Genomic DNA, 17,850 nt, shown 5'->3' with positions numbered 1-17,850 from the left:
CCGGGGTTCGGCGGCGGGCACGGTCTCCGGCGGGAGTGGGGGCAGCCCCACCCCGTGTCCGGGAGCGGGCCGTATTACGGAGTCCCGGCCTCCGGCCGAGGATCGCCGTATGAGCGAACACCAGACCCGACGGGCCGTCCGGCGGACGGCCGCCGCCGTGGCCGTCGCCCTCTCGCTGTCCCTGGCGGCCGCGCCCGCGGCGGTGGCCGCCCCCACCGCTCCCGCCGCGACCGCCGCCCCGGGGAGCGCGCGGGCCGGGCACGGCGAACCCGCCCGGGGCACGCTGCTGTCCGTCACGCCCCTGCTGGGGAAGACGCCGGGCGAGCTGCGGGAACTCCTGTCCGCGAACGGGGTGGACGCCTCCGCCGTGCGCCACGGCGTCACCGCCCACCGTCTCCTCTACGCGACCGTCACCCCGGACGGGAAGCCCACCACCGCCTCGGCCCTGCTCGTCCTGCCCGACGGCGGCGGGACGCGGCTGGCCGCCGTCTCCGAGACGCACGGCACCACCGCCTACCGCGGGTACGTGCCCTCCACCGGGGAGAGCTTCTCCGCCCTCGCCGCCCTGCTCTACGCCTCCGGCGGGCGCGCCGCCGTCGCCCCGGACTACCTGGGGCTGGGCTCCGGCCCGGGCACCCACCCGTACGTGGACACCCGCTCCTCCGTCTCCGCCTCCCTGGACGCGCTGCGCGCCGCCCGGGACGCGGCCGCGCGGCACGGCAGGCGGCTCACCGGCGAGGTGTACGTCACCGGGTTCTCCCAGGGCGGGCAGGTCGCCATGGCGCTGGGCCGGGAGCTGGCCCGGGGCGCGGACCGGTCCTTCCGGCCGCGGGCGCTGGCACCGGTCGCCGGGCCGTACGACATCGGGGGCGTGGAGCTGCCCGCGATGTTCGACGGGCGGATCGACGGCGGGTCCGCGGTCTTCTACCTCACCTACTTCCTGGTCGCCCAGAACCGGCTGCACCCGCTCTACGACGACCCGCGCGAGGTGTTCCGCGCCCCGTACGCGGACCGCGTCGAGGAGCTGTTCGACAACGACCACCGCGACGAGGAGATCGCCGGCCTGCTGCCCGGGACGGTGGAGGAGCTGCTGACGGACGAGTGGTACGAGCGGCTGAAGCGTCCCACCGGCACGCTCGCGGAGGTGATCCGGCTCAACGACGGCGTCTGCGCGTGGAAGCCGCGCGTCCCCGTGCGGCTCCACACCTCCCGCGGCGACCGCGACGTGCCGGCCGCCAACGCCCGCTCCTGCGCGGAGGAGCTGGCCGGGCGCGGGGTGCGCGCCGAGGTGATCGACCACGGCGACACGGACCACTTCGGCACGTACACGGCGGCGATCGTCCACAACGCGCGCTGGTTCGCCCGCCTGGACCGGGACTGACCGGCCGCGTCCCCCCGGCCCCGCCCGTCCGCGCGTCCGCCGGCCGCCCGGCGGACGCGCGGACGGGCCGTACACTCGTATCCACTGTGTCCGAGAAAGCGCCAGAGAAGACGATTCCCGCGGGTCTCCCCGAGCCGGCCGCCGCGCCGGCCGTCGAGTCGGTTCCCGAACCAGCCGCCGAGCAGGCCGTCGAGCCGGCCTCCGAGCGTCGCCGGGGGAGCATGTTCCCCGACGGGACCGGCCCGTCCCCCAACCCGGCCGGGGAGCGCCACGAACGCCGCATCCGCAGCTTCCAGCCCCGCCGCAGCCGGGTCTCCCCCAACCAGCGCGACGCCCTGCTGCGGCTCTGGCCGAAGTGGGGCCTGGAGATCGACGGCGAGCGCGGGCTGGACCTCGACGCGCTCTTCGACACCCTCCCGCCGGGCTCGCCCGTGGTCCTGGAGATCGGCTTCGGGATGGGCGAGGCCACCGCGCAGATGGCCGCCGACGACCGCGGCACCGGCCTGCTGGCCGCCGACGTCCACACCCCCGGCCAGGGCAACCTCCTGCTGCTGGCCGAGAAGCTCGGGCTGACCAACGTCCGGGTCGCCAACGGGGACGCGATCATCCTGCTGCGCGAGATGCTCGCCCCGGGCAGCCTCGCCGGGGTCCGCGTCTTCTTCCCCGACCCGTGGCCCAAGAAGCGCCACCACAAGCGCCGCATCATCCAGCCCGAGTTCGTCGAGCTGGCCGCCTCCCGGCTGGCGCCGGGCGGGCTGCTGCACTGCGCCACCGACTGGGAGTCGTACGCGGAGCAGATGCTGGAGGTGCTCACCGGCTGCCCGGCGCTGGAGAACACCCAGCCGGACGGCGGCTACGCGCCCCGCCCCGACTTCCGGCCGATGACCCGCTTCGAGCAGCAGGGCCTGGAGAAGGGCCACGTCGTCCACGACCTGATCTTCCGCCGCGTCTCCTGAGGGGCGCGCCTCCCGGGAGACGCGCCCAGGCCGCCGGGCGTGCCCGTGGCCGACGCGTCCGCGACCGCCGGCGCGTCCGTCCCGTTCCGGGTCCGGACACGATCGGCCGGGCAGCCTCTGGCCCTCACCGCCCCGGATGTGCTTATGGTCCTGACGTGCACCGAGAGGTTTCCGTGGTCCCGGCAGGACGTACGCGTGTCCGTACGCGCCTCGTCGCGGCCGTGGGCACGGCCGCGCTGACGGTGCTGCTCGGGCTGTGCGGCGCGGTGATCCTGGGGCTCGTCCACCAGCAGACCGGATCCGACGGCTTCCTCGTCGGACTGGGCCTGGCCCTCCTGCCCGTTCCGCTGCTGCTCGCGGTGTTCGGCTGGCTCGACCGGGCCGCGCCCACACCCCGGCGGCACCTGCTCTTCGCCTTCGGCTGGGGCGCGTGCGCGGCCACGCTGGTGGCGATCACCGTGAACGGCTTCGCCACCGAGTGGCTGGCCTCCAGCGTCCTCCCCCGCGCCCCCGACCGGGCCGACGCGCTGGGCACCACCGTGATCGCGCCCGTCGTGGAGGAGACGGCGAAGGCCGGCGCGGTCCTGCTGCTGTACCTCCACCGGCCGCGGGACTTCGGCGGCATCGTCCACGGCGCCGTCGCCGGGGGCGTCGCCGCCACGGGCTTCGCCTTCACCGAGAACATCCTCTACCTGGGCCGGGCCTTCGGCGACGACCTGGCGTTCGGGCACTCCGGTCTGGAGTCGACCACGCTGGGCACGTTCCTCCAGCGCGCGGTGATGGCGCCCCTGGCGCACCCCCTCTTCACGGTGCTGGTGGGCATGGGCTTCGGCGCCGCGGCCCTGGTGGCCCGGCACCGGCGCGCGGCGCGTACGGCGCTGCCGCTGCTGGGCCTGGCCGCGGCGATCGCGCTGCACTCCGTGTGGAACGGCGCGGCGACCCGGCCGATGGAGGTCTTCCTCGCCGTCTACGGCCTGCTCATGGTGCCCGTGCTGGGCTTGGTGGCCGGGGTGGTGCTCTGGGCGCGCCGCCGCGTACTGCGCACCGTGCGCGCCACGCTCCCCCAGTACGCGGCGGCCGGCTGGCTCGCGGACCCCGAGCCGTCCGCCCTGGCCTGCCTGCGCACCCGCGCCCTCGCCCGCGACCTGGCGCGCCGCCGGTACGGGCGGCGGGCGGCCCGCGCGGTCGCCGAGTACCAGCGCGCGGCCGCGTGCCTGGCGCTGCTCCGCGCCCGCGCGGAGCGCGGGGCCCCGCCGCCGGGGTTCCTCGCCCACGAACGCGAGCTCCTGGGCACCCTCTGGCGCCGCCGCCCCCTGGCCTCCCCCGCCACGACGACGGCGGCCCGGGCCGCCCCGTACTCGGTGCATCGGCGCTGACTCCCCGTGCGCCCGTGTCGGTCCCTGCTGGTAGAACTGCCGTGACCCACCGTCCCAGCAGGGAGCGACTCCCATGGCCGATACCTCCGCCGCCCGGAACACGCCGGTTCCGGGCCTGTACGAGCAGTTGGTCACCGACCGGCTGGAGGAGCGCCTGCGGGCACTGCGGGACGGCGAGTGGCACGCCTTCGAGAAAAGGGTGGGCGAGCAGTCCTCGCCCCACGTCCTGGCCCGCCACATAGCAGAGGCCGCATACCGGGTGCTGGCGGAGCTGCCGCACGAGGACCGGGTCGCGGAGGCCAACCGGATACTCGACGTCCTGGGCGCCCGGGAGGGTGTCCAGGAGCTGGTCGAGCGGGTCGCCGAGGGTCCGCGGCAACTCGTCGCGGTCGTCCGGCAGGAGGCGAGGGGCGTCTACGAACTGCCCCGCCCCGCCACCCCGCTGTCCGACACGGCGCTGCTCACCAACGCCCCCGAGGACCCCAGCCTCGGGCACGAACTGCGGGCCGAGTTGGCGACGGCCGACCGTGTCGACCTGCTGTGCGCCTTCGTCAAGTGGCACGGGCTGCGGGTACTGGAGGACTCCCTGCGGCAGGCCGCCGAGCGGGGCGTCCCCATCCGGGTCGTCACCACCACGTACATCGGCGCCACGGAGCGGCATGCGCTGGACCGCCTGGTGCGCGAGTTCGGCGCCGAGGTGAAGGTCAACTACGAGCTGCGCTCCACCCGGCTGCACGCGAAGGCGTGGTTGTTCCGCCGCCGCAGCGGATTCGACACCGCCTACGTCGGCAGCTCCAACCTCTCCAAGGCGGCCCTGCTGGACGGTCTGGAGTGGAACGTCCGGCTGTCCTCGGTGGCGACGCCTGCGGTGCTGAGGAAGTTCGAGGCGACCTTCGACTCCTACTGGAACGATCCCGCCTTCGAGTCCTACGACCCCGACCGCGACGCCGAGCAGCTCGACGACGCGCTCCTCCAGGCCGGCGGCGGGGTACCGAAGGGCGAGGCGCACGGCATCAGCCTCTCCGGCCTGGAGGTGCGGCCGTACCCGCACCAGCAGGACATGCTGGAGCGGCTCCGCATCGAGCGCGAGGTCCACGACCGCCGCCGGAACCTGCTGGTCGCGGCCACCGGCACGGGCAAGACCGTGATGGCCGCCCTCGACTACCGGTCCCTGCGGCGCGAGCTCGGCCGGGACCTCACGCTGCTCTTCGTGGCCCACCGGCAGGAGATCCTCAAGCAGTCGCTGCGGACGTACCAGGACGTGCTGATCGACGGGAATTTCGGCGAGCTGTTCGTCGGCGGCACGATTCCCCGCGACTGGCGGCACGTGTTCGCCAGCGTCCAGTCGCTGTCGAAAGCCTCCTCCCTGGAGCGGCTGGCGCCGGACCACTTCGACGTCATCGTGATCGACGAGTTCCACCACGCCACGGCCGCGACCTACCGGCGCGTCATCGACCACTTCAAGCCCGTCGAGCTGCTGGGCCTGACGGCGACCCCGGAGCGCATGGACGGCCGCAACGTCCAGGACGAGTTCTTCGACGGCCGCATCGCCGCCGAGATGCGGCTGTGGGAGGCGCTGGAGAACGACCTGCTCTCCCCCTTCCACTACTTCGGCATCGCGGACGGCACCGACCTGGAGTCGGTCACCTGGAAGCGCGGCTCGTACGACACCGGGGAGCTGGACAACCTCTTCACCGGCAACCACGCCCGGGCCCGGCTCGTCGTGAAGGCCGTCGAGGAGAAGGTGGCCGACCCCCGGCGCATGAAGGCGCTGGGCTTCTGCGTGTCCGTCCGGCACGCCCATTTCATGGCGGAGTGCTTCCGGCAGGCGGGGATCGACGCCGTCGCCGTGGACGGGAGCACCCCCGCCCCGGACCGCGCCCGGGCGTTGGCGGACCTGCGGGACGGCAGGGTGCAGGCGGTGTTCTCCGTGGACCTGTTCAACGAGGGTGTCGACATCCCCGACGTCGACACCCTGCTGCTCCTGCGCCCCACCGCCAGCGCCACGGTCTTCCTCCAGCAGCTCGGGCGCGGGCTGCGCCGCACCCCGGACAAGGCGGTGCTCACCGTCCTGGACTTCATCGGCCAGCACCGCAGGGAGTTCCGTTTCGAGCCGCAGTTCCGCGCGCTCACCAACCTCGGCAGGACCCGGCTGCTCCGCCACATGGAGGAGGACTTCCCTCAGCTTCCCTCCGGCTGCCAGATCGTTCTCGACCGCCAGTCGAAGGAACGCATCCTGGCGAACATCAAGAGCAACATCAAAGTCAACTCCGCACGGCTCGCCGGTGAGGTCGCGTCCTACGCCGAGCCCCGGCTCGCCGCGTACCTCCGGGAGAGCGGCCGGGAACTGCGGGAGCTCTACCGGAACAACGGCTCCTGGACCGGGCTGCTGCGCCGCGCCCGCCTCCTGGCCGGCGCCGCACCGGAGGGAGAGGACGGCCTGCTGAAGCGCGCCTCGGTGTTCCTCCACGCGGACGATCCGAAGCGGGTGGACGCCTACACCCGCCTCCTGGGCGACGACGCACCCGGCTATGCATCGCTGTCCCCCGCGGACCAGGCGTATGCGCGGATGCTGTTCTTCACCCTCTGGCCGGACGGTGGCGGTTTCGGCAGTTACGCCGAGGGGCTGGAGTCCCTGCGCGGGCAGCACGCCTTCCGCGACGAGGTGCGCCAGATCCTGGCGTACAACCTGGAGCACACCGAGCACTACCCGATCCCGCTGAGCGGGGTGCACGCGGACCTTCCTCTCACCGTCCACGCGTACTACAACCGCGAGGAGATCCTGACCGCCCTGGGGCAGGTGGACGTGAACGGCTCCAAGCCCGTCAACTTCCGGGAGGGTGTGCGCTGGTGCGAGAACCTGCGCACCGACGCCCTGCTCATCACCCTGGAGAAGGACGAGAAGGACTTCTCGCCGCAGACGCGGTACAAGGACTACGCCCTGAGCCGGGACCACTTCCACTGGGAGTCCCAGGTGAGCACCTCCGAGACCTCTCCCGTGGGGCAGCGCTACCAGCGCCACAAGGAGCTGGGGAGCCACGTCCTGCTCTTCGCCCGCCGCTTCAAGACGACCGAGACCGGCCCCGGCCCCTGGATGCTGCTGGGCCCGGCCGAATACGTGTCGCACAAGGGCAGCCGTCCCATGGGCATCGTGTGGAAGCTGGCTCACGACCTTCCGGCGGACGTGTGGACGTACACGGCCGTCACTCGGGGTGCCTAGCAGCGCGCTCCAGTGCGCTTCTGAGAACCGCCTCGGCGGCGAAGTCGGCCCTGAGCCGATCTGCCACCTGGGCGATCCGTTCCAGCAGCCTCCGTACGAAGTCGTCGGCCCCGAGTGCCATCTCCCTCCAGAGAAGCGGAGAGGAGGAGACGGTGATGCGGTCGGCGATCTCGACGGTGATCAGGAAGGCCTCGTCGCCGCAGGCTTCGGGAGTCAGTTCGTGGACGGTGACGCCTTCCAGAAGGCCATGGCGTCGAGCTGTCTTGACGAGGAAGGAGAGGTCGCCCGAGTCCCGGTGCTCCGGTTCGGAGTCGCAGAACTCGGCGGTGATCTCCGCGAGCGCGGCGTCCGTCGGCTTCACCGGCCCGCCTCCGCCGGCGTCGTCTCGTAGCGCGTCTGGGCGTGGTCCAAGACGGTGTCCGGATCGTGGCCGTGAGCGCGGAGCCAGTGGAGGACGTCGGTGATCAGGTGGACGGCGGCCTCCCGCGCAGCGGCACCCGCCAGGGAGTCGGGTGCGCCTCCCTGGCTGCCGTAGAGAGTGAGGAGCGCCTCGGCCCTGGTGACGCGCTCTCCTCCGGTGTGACCGTTCGGGCTGGTCAGATCGGTGTCCAACTCGCACCACGTCACCTTGGAGTCCTCCCGCAGCACGACGCCCCAGGCGGCCGTCGCGGCGTCGAGCAGTGCCAGTCCGCGCCCCGACTCCTGGTCGTCCGATGCACTGATGAGGGTGGGAAGCGCACGGACGTCGGGGTCGCTCAGCTCGATGCGAAGGCGGGTCCGGTTCATGGAGACAGCGAGCGTGGCCGGCGTACCCGCTCCGACGTGCCTGATGACGTTGGTGACGAGTTCGCTGACGCAGAGCTGCGCCGTGTCGGCGAGCTCCGGCATTCCCCAGAGTTCCAGGTGCTTCCGCACAACGCGGCGCAGCCCTGCGACTTCTCGCGGATCCGCCAGGAAGGGAAGCTCCCATCGCTTCCTCGGCAGGCAGTGATTGAGACCCATGGACGCCGTCCCCCTCAAGTCCTCGCTCAAGTCCCGTCGGCTGAGTGACCGACCGAGTGCGCTGCGTAGCAGCGGGTGAGAGTATGGCACGGTAACTATCGCTGTGTAACTCTCACAAGAGACCTCACCCTGAGCCACTCGCCTGTGAACTACCTTTGGGCGACGGCGCCTTGGCGCACGCGGGATGAGCGGGCCCGGTGCCGGAACGAAGGGAGACGTGGCGGGCCATGGCTACGGGGCCGACGACGCGACGCCGACAACTGGGGGCCGGCCTGCGCAGACTGCGCAGGCAGAAGGGACTGTCGCTGGAAGAGGCCGGTGAACTGGTCGGCCTCTCCAAGGCGACGGTCAGCCGCTACGAGACCAAGGAAGGCTCGGTCAAGTGGGCCTTCGTCGATGCACTGTGCCGCGCATACGGCGCATCGGACGAAGAACGCGCCCATCTTGTCGACCTCGCCAAGAACGCCAAGGTCGAGGGCTGGTGGCAGTCGTACCTCGAAGCGATCCCCAGCCGGATGAACCTGTTCCTGACCCTGGAGAACGAATCGGTCCGGGAAGACCACTACTCGGCCGTCTACGTCCCCGGCCTGCTCCAGACCCGCCGCTATGCGGAGGCGCTGCACCGCACGGATCTCGCGTCCCTCGCCGAGGAGCATCTCCAGGCCAACCTCGATGTCCGCATGAAGCGGCAGGAGATCCTCACACGCCCCGATCCGCTCGAGTTGCGGGTCGTCCTGGACGAGGCCGTCGTCCGGCGTACCGGCCCGCCGGACGTCCACAGGGAGCAGTTGGAGCACCTCATCGAATGCGCGCACCAACCCAACATCGACCTGCGCGTCCTGCCGTTCGACAGAGGGTTCCGCTCCTCCGCCCTGAGTACGTTTCTCATCCTCGTGGGTACGGATCCGTCCTTGGACGTCGTGTACCAGGAGAGCCTGACCGTCTCCCTCTATCTGGAGAAGGACGCCGAGGTGGAGGAGTACCGCAAGGCGTTCGCCGATCTCCGGCAGCAGGCTCTGGAACCGGACGCCTCGATCGCCCTGCTCGACAAGCTGCGCAAGGAGCTGTGATGCCCTCCCCTCGTCCGACGCCGACCGACGGACTCCCCTCCGCCCGCTGGTTCAAGTCCTCCCACAGCGGTGGACAGGGACTGGAGTGCGTCGAGGCCGCCTTCCTCGCGGCCGGGCGGACCGCCGTCCGCGACAGCAAGGAGCCGGGCGGGCCGGTGCTGGTGTTCGCGGCGGACGCGTGGGAGGCGTTCCTCGGCGGGGTGAAGGGGCGCGACGGTCTCTGACGTCCGCCCCCCGAGCAGGCCCGGGAGACGGGGCCCCGAGGGCCGGGGCGGGCGGGCTCCGCGGCGCTGCCGCCGGGACGCGGCGGGCGGTTCCGAAAGCCCTTGACTTCAAGGGAACTTGAAGTGTGAGGGTGTGGACGAACGCGACGGACACATCCGTGACCAGCGAGGGAGAACCGCCATGCCCGTGCACCCCGACCCCACCCGCCCCGACTCCGGTGCCGCGCTCTTCAGCACCTGGGACGTGGGGACGCCCGAGCGGCAGCGCGCCGCCGTGGAGGCGATCGCCGCCACCTGGGAGAAGCGGCCCTGGCCGACGCCGGAGCTGCTGTCGTACAGCGTGTACGCCGGGACCGACGGCCGGACGCTGCTCCACTACTCCCAGTGGACGAGCCAGGAGGCGTACGACGCCTTCGTCCGCGATCACCGGCAGGAGCGGAACGACGAGATCGACGCCGCCGTGCCGGGGATCGAGCGGGTCGAGCTGCTGCGCACCCGGCTCTACCGCAGCTTCCCGCCGGAGCCGGAGGGCGAGCGGCCCGAGCCGGGGTGCGTGGTGATCGTGGACGTGACGTTCGAGGGGCCCGACGAGGAGCGGCAGCGGGCGTGGGTCGACGCCGTCGGCGAGGCGATCGCCACCGACGCCGGCCTGCCGTCCGGCGGCATCTCCGGCCACTTCCACCTGGGTCTGGACGGCACACGCGTCGTCAACTACGCGGAGTGGGAGAGCGAGCAGGCCCACATCGACGCGCTGAAGGCGCCCGGCGAGGGCATCGGCACGACGACTCCGCAGTGGCAGCGCGTTCAGAACTTCCCCGGGATGGTCCGCAGCGACGTCAGGCGTTACCACCTGCGGTTCGCCGGGGCGCGTCCCCTGGAATCGGCCGGGTCGCCGGTTCGTTGAGCCGTACGGCACACCACGCCGCCCGCCGACGAAGGGACCGACCCACCGTGGCCGCGAACACCGGGAACGACAGCGGAAACACCGGGAACGACAGCGCGAACGGCAGCGCGAACACCGGAGGCACCCCGCAGGACGCCCTGCTCTCCCTGCTCGCCGAGCGCGACCTGGGGGTGCTGGTCACCCTCAAGCGGGACGGCCGGCCGCAGCTGTCCAACGTGAACTACGCCTACGATCCCGGGCGGCAGCTCATCAGGGTCTCCGTCACCGCCGACCGGGCCAAGGCCCGCAACCTCGCCCGCGACCCCCGCGCGAGCTTCCACGTCACCAGCGAGGACGGCTGGGCCTGGACGGTGGTGGAGGGGCTGGCCGAGCTGACGCCCGTGGCGGCCGATCCGCACGACGCCACCGTCGAGGAGCTGGTCGAGGTCTACCGGGCGATCCGGGGCGAGCACCCCGACTGGGACGACTACCGCCGGGCCATGGTCGCCGACCGCCGGCTGGTGGTGCGGCTCACCGTGGGGCGCGCGTACGGGCAGCCGCGGCGCTGAGCCGCACGGCGCGGCCGGACCCCGGCGGCGGGCGGGAGGGCCGGCGGTGTACGGAAAGGCCGGCGGCCCTGGTGTCGGGGGGTGGTCACCAGGGCCGCCGGGGCACGGGGGTGTGCGGGCACTGCCCGGCCCGCATCCCGGAGGCGGCGGGCGGGGAGTGGGTCAGATGTTCTGGCCCTTGCTGCGCAGCCAGGTCAGCGGGTCGATCGGGTCGCCGCCGCCCGGGCGGACCTCCATGTGGAGGTGCGGGCCGGAGGAGTTGCCGGTGGAGCCGACGCGGCCGATCACGTCGCCGGTCGTCACCTTGCCGCTCGTCCTGGTCATGGACGACAGGTGGCAGTACCAGACCTCGGTGCCGTCGTCGAGCTTGAGGACGATGCGGTAGCCGTAGGAGCCTGCCCAGCCGGCCTCGACGATCTCGCCGCTGTGCACGGCCTTGACGGGGGTGCCGGAGGGGGCCGCGAAGTCCAGGCCGGTGTGGGTGCTGGACCACATCGAGCCGGACTGGCCGAAGGTGGAGGTCAGCTGGTACGAGGAGAGGGGGAGGGTGTAGCTGGCGGCGAGCTTGGCGAGGCGCTCGGCCTCGGCCCTCCGCTTGGCCGCCTCGGCCGCCTTGCGCTTGCGTTCGGCCTCCTCGTCGGCGGCCTTGTCCGCGGCTTCCTCGGCGGCCTCGTCCGCGGCCTGGGCGGCGGCGTCCTCGAGGGCAGCCTGGACGGCGTCCGTCTGCTGCTGGTCGGCCTGCTGGAGGATGCGCGCCCGCAGGGCCTCGCCGGCGTCCGCGGTCAGGGGGTCGGCGGCGACGTCCTCGGTCCCGGCGCCGAAGGCGGCCTGGGCGATCAGGGCCTCGGTCTCGCCGGCCTCTCCGCCGTCGGAGGATTCCGAGTCGCCCACCAGTCCGCCGATGCCGGGGATGTTCTCGGCGACGGCGCCCAGGTCGGGCATGGAGATCGCGGCCGGGGACTTCTCCTTGGCCGTGGCGATGCCGCCCGCGCCGACCGCGGCGATCATGCCGACGCCGAGGACGGCCCCGCTGCGCGCCATGCCGCCGCTGCGCTGCTTGACCACGCGGTGCCGGCCGCGGACCGGGCGTATGGAGTCCTCGGTGGGGTTCCACGCCGGGCGGTCCCCGTCCCCCTCCGGGCCGAACGGGACGAAACCGGCGGTGTGCGGGTCGTGCGAGACCCGGGGGGCCTCGGGGGCCTGGCTGCTGGACGCCACGGGGGCGCTCTCCTTTCCTTCCTTCTCGCCTACCGGGTTAGCTGACGGGTTCGGAGCAGGAAGGTCTCCTACGGGTCGTACACGCGGTACGGCCCGATTCACCCCAATTGGTGGTTCCCCGGTTCCCTGGGCCCGGCCTCCCGGTGCGGTGAGGCCGCGCGTTCAGGATTCGGCGACGGCGCACGGTGCCGCCTCTTACGGCGGCAGTGACGACCGCGCTGCGTTATCGAACGTTAATAGAGGGGCGCTCGGGATTCCAAGTCTCCCCTTTAAAGCGGAAGTAATTTCAGGGAGGACTTAACGGGTCAATAACTGCTCAATCCGGGCGAGTTGCCGCCGGAATTCCGCCGGAGACACGCGTCACACTTTCTGACGTTGTCTCAGATGTTATGCGGAGAGCTGCACGCCGCTCACGCACGGTCACCGCGCGGCGGGCGGGGTGGCGGGCTCGCGCATGACCGCCAGCATCGCCATGTCGTCGTCCGTGCCGCCCCCCGTGTACGCGCCGACGTCCTCGACGAGCGCGTCCAGGAGGGCGCCCGGACCGGTGAATCGCCGGCCGCGCAGCCGCGCCACCGGGTCGTAGAAGGCGCCCGCGGCGTTCCGCGCCTCGGTCAGCCCGTCCGTGTAGAGCAGCAGCAGGCTGCCGGGCGGGAAGGGCACCGGCTCCGCGTGGCCGCCCCCGACCGCCAGGTCCCCCAGTCCCAGCGGCAGGGCGTAGGAGTCCGGCTCCAGCAGCCGCGGGGACGCCCCGTCCGCGGGGAGCAGCAGGGGCGGCGGGTGGCCCCGGTTGACGATCCGCAGGGTGCCCGGCGCCCCGGCCGGGACCTCCGCCAGGACGGCCGTGACGAACCCCTCCAGCCGGCCGGCCCCGCCCCGCTGCCCCCTCTCCCGGACCAGGGAGTGCTCGATCCGGTCCGCGACCGAGCCCAGGTCCGGTTCCGTCTCGGCCGCCTCCCGGAAGGCGCCGAACACCACGGTGACCACGGCCACCGCGTCCAGCCCCTTGCCCCGGACGTCGCCCACCAGCATCCGCACCCCGTGCGGCGTCCGCTGCACGCCGTACATGTCACCGCCGATGAGGGCGTTCACCTGCGCGGCCTCGTAGCGCACCGCGAACCTCAGGTCCCCGATCCGGGAGGGCGGGACGGGCAGCACGGCGAGCTGGACGGCCTCCGCGACCCGGCGGACCGAGGCCAGCCGCAACTCGCTGTGGTGCAGGGCGTGGTGGACGGCCACGGCCAGCGCGCTGACGGCGGACATCGCGGTCACCCGCAGCACGCCCTCCACCACGGACAGCACGTTCGCCCACACCACCAGGAGGAGGACCAGCGCCGTCGCGACGGCCCCCGTGAGGACGGTGCCGCGGCCCGTCCACAGGGCGGCGGCGGCCATGGGGGCGGCGAACAGCGAGCCGACCAGCAGGCTGCTCGGTATCAGCAGGTCGACGATCACCCCGAGCGCGATCAGCACCAGGGGCAGCAGCCACGGCGGACGGCCGATGCCCGGAATGGAGCGGACGCGGGCCCTGCCCCCGTCGTCCGACGTCCCGTGCCATGCCTCGCCGTACACCTCTCCACTCTCCCCGAGGTCCGGCCGCCGGGCGAGCCGGACGCACCGGCCGGGTCACGGCCGTGCCGCGTGGTGCCCCGGGGGAGCCTGGGACCGCCCCCCGGCGGCTACGGGCGCGCGCCGGCCGCGCGCCGCACCCCGTACAGGGCGGCGCCGCCGGCCAGCACCGCCGCGCCCGAGACCACCGACGCGAACGGCAGGGACAGGGCGAGCGCCGCGCACCCGGCCAGTCCGAGCGCGGGCACGACCCGCGGCGGACGCCCCTCGGCGGGGGTGAGGGTCCAGGCGGAGGCGTTGGCCACCGCGTAGTAGACCAGCACGCAGAACGAGGAGAAGCCGATCGCCCCGCGCAGGTCCGCCGTGGCCGCCACCACCGCCACCACCGCGCCGACCGCCAGTTCGGCGCGGTGCGGCACCCCGGAGCGGGGGTGGACGGCGGCCAGGACGGGCGGCAGGTGCCGGTCGCGGGCCATCGCCAGGGTGGTGCGCGACACCCCGAGGATCAGGGACAGCAGCGACCCCAGCGCGGCCACCGCCGCGCCCGTCCGGACCACCGGCGCCAGTTCCGCCGCGCCCGCCGCGCGCACCGCGTCCGCCAGCGGCGCGGTCGCCGAGGCCAGGCCGCCGCCCAGCACGCCCAGCACGGCGACCGCGACGGCGGCGTAGACGGCCAGGGTGATGCCCAGGGCCAGCGGGATCGCCCGGGGGATGGTGCGGGCCGGGTCGCGGACCTCCTCCCCCAGCGTGGCGATGCGCGCGTACCCGGCGAAGGCGAAGAACAGCAGGCCCGCCGCCTGGAGCACCCCGCCGGGCGAGACGTCCCCGCCGCCGGTCCCCAGCCGCGCCGGGTCCGCCTCCCCGGAGGTCAGGCAGGCGACCACCACGGCGGCCAGCACCGCCAGGACGACGGCCACGATCGCGCGGGTCAGCCAGGCGGCCTTCTGCACACCGGCGTAGTTGACGGCGGTCAGCGCCACCACCGCGGCCACCGCCACGGCGTGCGCCTGCCCGGGCCACGCGTACAGGCCCACCGTCAGGGCCATCGCCGCGCACGAGGCGGTCTTGCCGACCACGAACCCCCAGCCGGCGAGGTGGCCCCAGAACTCGCCCAGCCGTTCGCGGCCGTAGACGTAGGTGCCTCCGGAGGCCGGGTAGCGGGCGGCCAGCCGGGCCGAGGAGGTCGCGTTGCAGTACGCCACGACCGCCGCCGGGACCAGGGCGAGCAGCAGTCCGGACCCGGCCGCGCGCGCCGCGGGGGCGAGGGCGGCGAAGACGCCCGCGCCGATCATCGAGCCCAGGCCGATCACCACCGCGTCAAAGGTGCCCAGGCGCCGCCTCAGCCGCGGGGCCGCGTCCGGACCGCGCCGCCCGTCCGCCGGCTCCTGCGCGCGCTTCCCGCCGTCCCGCCGTCCCCCGGCGCCGCCGGACGGCGGCGGCACGGCGCTCTCCGGGGGGTTCACCCGGCCACCCCGGCATCGGATCCGGCGCCGGTTCCGGCACCGGTCCCGGCGTCGATCTCGGCGATCAGCGCCTCGACCCGCCCGCGGATCTCGTCGCGGATGGGGCGGACGGCCTCGACACCCCGGCCCGCGGGGTCGTCCAGCTTCCAGTCGAGGTAACGCTTGCCGGGGAAGACGGGGCAGGCGTCGCCGCAGCCCATGGTGATCACGTAGTCGGAGGCCCGGACGGCCTCGGTGGTGAGGACCTCGGGCACCCGGGCCGACATGTCGACCCCGGCCTCCCGCATGGCCTCCACCGCGGCCGGGTTGACCCGGTCGGCCGGGGCGGAGCCGGCGGAGCGGACCTCGATCCGGTCGCCGGCCAGGTGGGTCAGCCAGGCGGCGGCCATCTGGGAGCGTCCGGCGTTGTGGACGCAGACGAACAGCACGGACGGCTTGTCGGGCATCGGCGAACCTCTCGTGTCGTCGGCCGGGGCCCGCGGAAGAAGGGGGTGACACCGCCCCGGCCGCATGAAAGTATCAGCCCATGCTGACTTCAGTCGATACTGATCTGTTGCGGGCTCTCGCCGACCCGCTCAGATTCAAGATCGTGACCCTGCTCGCCACCGAGACGCTGTGCACCACACACCTGGTGGCCGAGACGGGGGCGAAGCAGACCAACCTCTCCAACCACCTGCGGGTGCTGCGCGAGGCCGGCATCGTCGAGACCGAGCCCTGCGGCCGGTACACCTACTACCGGCTGCGCCCGGACGTCATCGAGTGCCTCGGACGCGGCCTCGACACCCTGGCCCGCACCGCCCGCGCCGCCCGCGCCACCGAGACCAAGAGGCCCTGCCCGTGAGCACCGCCGACCGGGCCGCGCCCGGACGCACCGGCAGACCGGCGGACGAGACCGCCGGCGTCGTCGCCGGACTCTCCACCCTGGACCGCTTCCTGGCGGTGTGGATCCTGCTGGCCATGGCCGCCGGCCTCGGACTGGGACGCCTCGTCCCCGGCCTGAACGACGCCTTGAGCAGGATCGAGACCGGCGGGATCTCCCTGCCGATCGCGCTCGGCCTGCTGGTGATGATGTACCCGGTGCTGGCCAAGGTCCGCTACGACCGGCTCGACGCCGTCACCGGCGACCGCGGGCTGATGATCTCCTCCCTGGTGCTCAACTGGCTCGTCGGGCCGGCGGTGATGTTCGCCCTGGCCTGGATCTTCCTGCCCGACCTGCCCGAGTACCGCACCGGGCTGATCGTCGTCGGGCTGGCCCGCTGCATCGCCATGGTGATCATCTGGAACGACCTGGCCTGCGGCGACCGCGAGGCCGCCGCCGTCCTCGTCGCCCTCAACAGCCTCTTCCAGGTCCTCGCCTTCGGCCTGCTCGGCTGGTTCTACCTCGATCTGCTCCCCGGCCGGCTGGGCCTGGGCGACGGCGAGCGGCTGGACATCTCCGTGCGGGAGATCGCCCTCAACACCGTGATCTTCCTCGGGATCCCGCTGCTGGCCGGGTTCCTCACCCGCCGCCTCGGCGAGCGGCGCATGGGCCGCGAAGCCTACGAGCAGCGCTTCCTGCCCCGCATCGGCCCCTGGGCGCTGTACGGGCTGCTGTTCACCATCGTGCTCCTCTTCGCCCTCCAGGGAGAGACGATCACCTCCCGGCCGCTGGACGTGGCCCGGATCGCGGTGCCGCTGCTGGTGTACTTCGCGCTGATGTTCTCCGGCTCCTTCGCCCTGGGCAAGGCCGTCGGCCTGCCCTACGACCGCACCGCCACCCTCGCCTTCACCGCCGCGGGCAACAACTTCGAACTGGCCATCGCGGTCGCCGTCGCCACCTTCGGCGTCACCTCCGGCCAGGCCCTGGCCGGCGTCGTCGGCCCGCTGATCGAGGTCCCCGTCCTCGTCGCCCTGGTCCACGTCTCCCTCGCGTGGCGGAAGGGGTTCGGCCCCGCCCGGACCCGCCCCTGAACCCCGGCGCCGCCGGACGCTCCGGGGGCGAGCGTCCGGCGGCGTCACAGGGGCGTCACCGCGGACGGGACGCCGGGCCGTCAGGGGTCCAGGGGGCGGCCCAGGTAGGGCGCCACGAGCCGGCGGAAGCCGGACGACGGGCCCAGCCCCAGCTCGCTGCGGATCATCCGCCGGAAGAACTCGTAGTGCCGCAGGGCCTCCGCGACATTGCCCTCCGCCAGGTGGACGTCCACGACGTGGCGGTGCGCGCTCTCGCGCAGCGGCTCGGCCTCCACCGCCATCATCGCGGACTCCATGGCCGCGGCGAGCTGACCGCCGTCGCGCAGGTGCCGGCTCACGGCCTCCAGCGCGTGCAGCCGGGTCTGGCGGAAGTGCTCCCGGGCGACCAGCAGCCAGTCCTCGGTCCAGTCGGGCAGCAGGTCCTCGTTCAGTTCGGCCAGGACCGGCAGCGGCACCGGACCGGGGTCGCGCGACGCCACGAGGGACGCGGCGTGCCCCTCGGCCTCGTGGAGGTCGACGCCGACCGCCGGGGCGAGCGCCAGGCAGTTGCCGCCCGCGTCGACCAGCCTGCTCGGCCCGCTGCTCCGGGACAGCCGCCACAGGGTCGAGCGCAGGCTCGCGCCCGCGCGCCCGACGGGCAGGTCCGGCCAGAGCGTCGAGGCCACGGACCCCCTGGTCGCCCCTTCGGGATGCAGCGCCAGCAGGGCCAGCAGCCGCTGCACGGAAGGGCTGAGGACCACTCTCCGGGACCGGATCTCCATGCGGAAGCGGCCCAGCAGGGCGAGACGGGCCTCCCACTCCGCCGTGTCGGCGTGCGGCGGCCGGGTGGTGAGCACGAAGGAGGACGTCATGGGACTTCTCTCCGCATGGGACTTCTCCGCGGGGAACGGCGCGGCCGGCTTCCACAGGTCCGCGGACGGACGGGGTTCCCGCCGCCCGGCGCGTCACACACCCCGGGCGCCCCCGCCC

The 17,850-nt window shown here is 73.4% G+C and carries 17 protein-coding genes and 1 riboswitch; of the genes, 10 read left to right on the top strand and 7 right to left on the bottom strand.

Translation table 11 applies throughout. From position 1 onward, the window contains the following. Positions 1 to 109 precede the first annotated feature (109 nt). The 4 genes from ABD358_RS19805 to ABD358_RS19790 all read left to right on the top strand — a co-directional run bounded on the left by ABD358_RS19805 (position 110) and on the right by ABD358_RS19790 (position 6,933). Complete coding sequence (locus ABD358_RS19805; RefSeq protein ID WP_344632414.1) at positions 110 to 1,381, top strand: alpha/beta hydrolase; 1,272 nt, start codon at positions 110 to 112, stop codon at positions 1,379 to 1,381. Positions 1,382 to 1,467: 86 nt separating this feature from the next. Then, the gene (gene trmB / locus ABD358_RS19800) at positions 1,468 to 2,337 is read left to right on the top strand and encodes a tRNA (guanosine(46)-N7)-methyltransferase TrmB (RefSeq protein ID WP_344632413.1); all 870 of its coding nucleotides are present in this window, start codon (positions 1,468 to 1,470) and stop codon (positions 2,335 to 2,337) included. 221 nt (positions 2,338 to 2,558) lie between these two features. Beyond that, on the top strand, positions 2,559 to 3,713 hold the full coding sequence (locus ABD358_RS19795) for a PrsW family intramembrane metalloprotease (RefSeq protein WP_344632412.1): 1,155 nt from the start codon (positions 2,559 to 2,561) through the stop codon (positions 3,711 to 3,713). A gap of 73 nt (positions 3,714 to 3,786) precedes the next feature. Then, a complete protein-coding gene (locus ABD358_RS19790; RefSeq protein WP_344632411.1) occupies positions 3,787 to 6,933 on the top strand; it encodes a DEAD/DEAH box helicase in 3,147 nt (1,048 codons plus the stop codon). Here ABD358_RS19790 and ABD358_RS19785 read toward each other — a convergent pair. Then, positions 6,917 to 7,294, bottom strand: a complete 378-nt coding sequence (locus ABD358_RS19785; RefSeq protein WP_344632410.1) for a hypothetical protein — start codon at positions 7,292 to 7,294, stop codon at positions 6,917 to 6,919. The two genes, ABD358_RS19790 and ABD358_RS19785, sit on opposite strands and share 17 nt — an antisense overlap. Beyond that, on the bottom strand, positions 7,291 to 7,935 hold the full coding sequence (locus tag ABD358_RS19780) for an ATP-binding protein (RefSeq protein ID WP_344632409.1): 645 nt from the start codon (positions 7,933 to 7,935) through the stop codon (positions 7,291 to 7,293). Before ABD358_RS19780 ends, ABD358_RS19785 begins: the two co-directional genes overlap by 4 nt. A 227-nt stretch (positions 7,936 to 8,162) precedes the next feature. On the opposite strand from ABD358_RS19780, the gene ABD358_RS19775 reads away from it, so the two are divergent. The 4 genes from ABD358_RS19775 to ABD358_RS19760 all read left to right on the top strand — a co-directional run bounded on the left by ABD358_RS19775 (position 8,163) and on the right by ABD358_RS19760 (position 10,681). Further along, positions 8,163 to 9,005, top strand: coding sequence for a helix-turn-helix domain-containing protein (locus tag ABD358_RS19775; protein WP_344632408.1), 843 nt, complete (start codon positions 8,163 to 8,165; stop codon positions 9,003 to 9,005). Next, entirely contained in the window at positions 9,005 to 9,229 is a 225-nt protein-coding gene (locus tag ABD358_RS19770) for a DUF397 domain-containing protein (RefSeq protein ID WP_344632407.1), read from the top strand. The genes ABD358_RS19775 and ABD358_RS19770 overlap by 1 nt, the downstream gene beginning before the upstream one ends. Before the next feature lie 181 nt (positions 9,230 to 9,410). Beyond that, positions 9,411 to 10,133: an antibiotic biosynthesis monooxygenase family protein gene (locus tag ABD358_RS19765; protein ID WP_344632406.1), complete on the top strand. Its 723-nt coding sequence runs from the start codon at positions 9,411 to 9,413 to the stop codon at positions 10,131 to 10,133. A gap of 137 nt (positions 10,134 to 10,270) precedes the next feature. After that, the gene (locus ABD358_RS19760) at positions 10,271 to 10,681 is read left to right on the top strand and encodes a PPOX class F420-dependent oxidoreductase (protein WP_344632428.1); all 411 of its coding nucleotides are present in this window, start codon (positions 10,271 to 10,273) and stop codon (positions 10,679 to 10,681) included. Positions 10,682 to 10,843: 162 nt separating this feature from the next. Here ABD358_RS19760 and ABD358_RS19755 read toward each other — a convergent pair whose 3' ends face one another. The 4 genes from ABD358_RS19755 to ABD358_RS19740 form a co-directional block, all read right to left on the bottom strand. After that, positions 10,844 to 11,899: a M23 family metallopeptidase gene (locus ABD358_RS19755; protein ID WP_344632405.1), complete on the bottom strand. Its 1,056-nt coding sequence runs from the start codon at positions 11,897 to 11,899 to the stop codon at positions 10,844 to 10,846. 12 nt (positions 11,900 to 11,911) lie between these two features. After that, a riboswitch (cyclic di-AMP (ydaO/yuaA leader) is annotated at positions 11,912 to 12,082 on the bottom strand. Between the two features lie 237 nt (positions 12,083 to 12,319). Beyond that, entirely contained in the window at positions 12,320 to 13,471 is a 1,152-nt protein-coding gene (locus tag ABD358_RS19750) for a PP2C family protein-serine/threonine phosphatase (RefSeq protein ID WP_344632404.1), read from the bottom strand. A 107-nt stretch (positions 13,472 to 13,578) separates the two neighbouring features. Beyond that, complete coding sequence (locus ABD358_RS19745; protein ID WP_344632427.1) at positions 13,579 to 14,811, bottom strand: APC family permease; 1,233 nt, start codon at positions 14,809 to 14,811, stop codon at positions 13,579 to 13,581. Between the two features lie 116 nt (positions 14,812 to 14,927). After that, the gene (locus ABD358_RS19740) at positions 14,928 to 15,377 is read right to left on the bottom strand and encodes an arsenate reductase ArsC (RefSeq protein WP_344632403.1); all 450 of its coding nucleotides are present in this window, start codon (positions 15,375 to 15,377) and stop codon (positions 14,928 to 14,930) included. Positions 15,378 to 15,457: 80 nt separating this feature from the next. On the opposite strand from ABD358_RS19740, the gene ABD358_RS19735 reads away from it, so the two are divergent. Both ABD358_RS19735 and arsB read left to right on the top strand, forming a co-directional pair. After that, positions 15,458 to 15,772, top strand: coding sequence for an ArsR/SmtB family transcription factor (locus tag ABD358_RS19735; RefSeq protein ID WP_344632402.1), 315 nt, complete (start codon positions 15,458 to 15,460; stop codon positions 15,770 to 15,772). Positions 15,773 to 15,852: 80 nt separating this feature from the next. Next, positions 15,853 to 16,881 carry an ACR3 family arsenite efflux transporter gene (gene arsB, locus ABD358_RS19730; protein WP_344632426.1) on the top strand — a complete coding sequence of 343 codons (1,029 nt, stop codon included), beginning with the start codon at positions 15,853 to 15,855 and terminating at the stop codon, positions 16,879 to 16,881. A gap of 80 nt (positions 16,882 to 16,961) precedes the next feature. Here arsB and ABD358_RS19725 read toward each other — a convergent pair whose 3' ends face one another. Continuing rightward, positions 16,962 to 17,732 (bottom strand): AfsR/SARP family transcriptional regulator, encoded by a 771-nt coding sequence (locus tag ABD358_RS19725; RefSeq protein WP_344632401.1) that lies wholly within the window; start codon positions 17,730 to 17,732, stop codon positions 16,962 to 16,964. Positions 17,733 to 17,850 lie beyond the last annotated feature (118 nt).

Origin of the sequence: Streptomyces glaucosporus (assembly GCF_039533345.1) — a bacterium.
In the GTDB taxonomy this organism is placed as follows: Bacteria; Actinomycetota; Actinomycetes; order Streptomycetales; family Streptomycetaceae; genus Streptomyces; species Streptomyces glaucosporus.
This window is presented reverse-complemented; position numbering and strand designations above follow the sequence as displayed.

What these genes read in the sequence shown, in the direction of transcription:
- ABD358_RS19805 (WP_344632414.1), top strand. Translation starts at nt 110, where the DNA reads ATGAGCGAACACCAGACCCGACGGGCCGTCCGGCGGACGGCCGCCGCC.
- ABD358_RS19790 (WP_344632411.1), top strand. Translation starts at nt 3,787, where the DNA reads ATGGCCGATACCTCCGCCGCCCGGAACACGCCGGTTCCGGGCCTGTAC.
- ABD358_RS19780 (WP_344632409.1), bottom strand. Translation starts at nt 7,935, where the DNA reads ATGGGTCTCAATCACTGCCTGCCGAGGAAGCGATGGGAGCTTCCCTTC.
- ABD358_RS19775 (WP_344632408.1), top strand. Translation starts at nt 8,163, where the DNA reads ATGGCTACGGGGCCGACGACGCGACGCCGACAACTGGGGGCCGGCCTG.
- ABD358_RS19770 (WP_344632407.1), top strand. Translation starts at nt 9,005, where the DNA reads ATGCCCTCCCCTCGTCCGACGCCGACCGACGGACTCCCCTCCGCCCGC.
- ABD358_RS19765 (WP_344632406.1), top strand. Translation starts at nt 9,411, where the DNA reads ATGCCCGTGCACCCCGACCCCACCCGCCCCGACTCCGGTGCCGCGCTC.
- ABD358_RS19740 (WP_344632403.1), bottom strand. Translation starts at nt 15,377, where the DNA reads ATGCCCGACAAGCCGTCCGTGCTGTTCGTCTGCGTCCACAACGCCGGA.
- ABD358_RS19735 (WP_344632402.1), top strand. Translation starts at nt 15,458, where the DNA reads ATGCTGACTTCAGTCGATACTGATCTGTTGCGGGCTCTCGCCGACCCG.
- ABD358_RS19725 (WP_344632401.1), bottom strand. Translation starts at nt 17,732, where the DNA reads ATGACGTCCTCCTTCGTGCTCACCACCCGGCCGCCGCACGCCGACACG.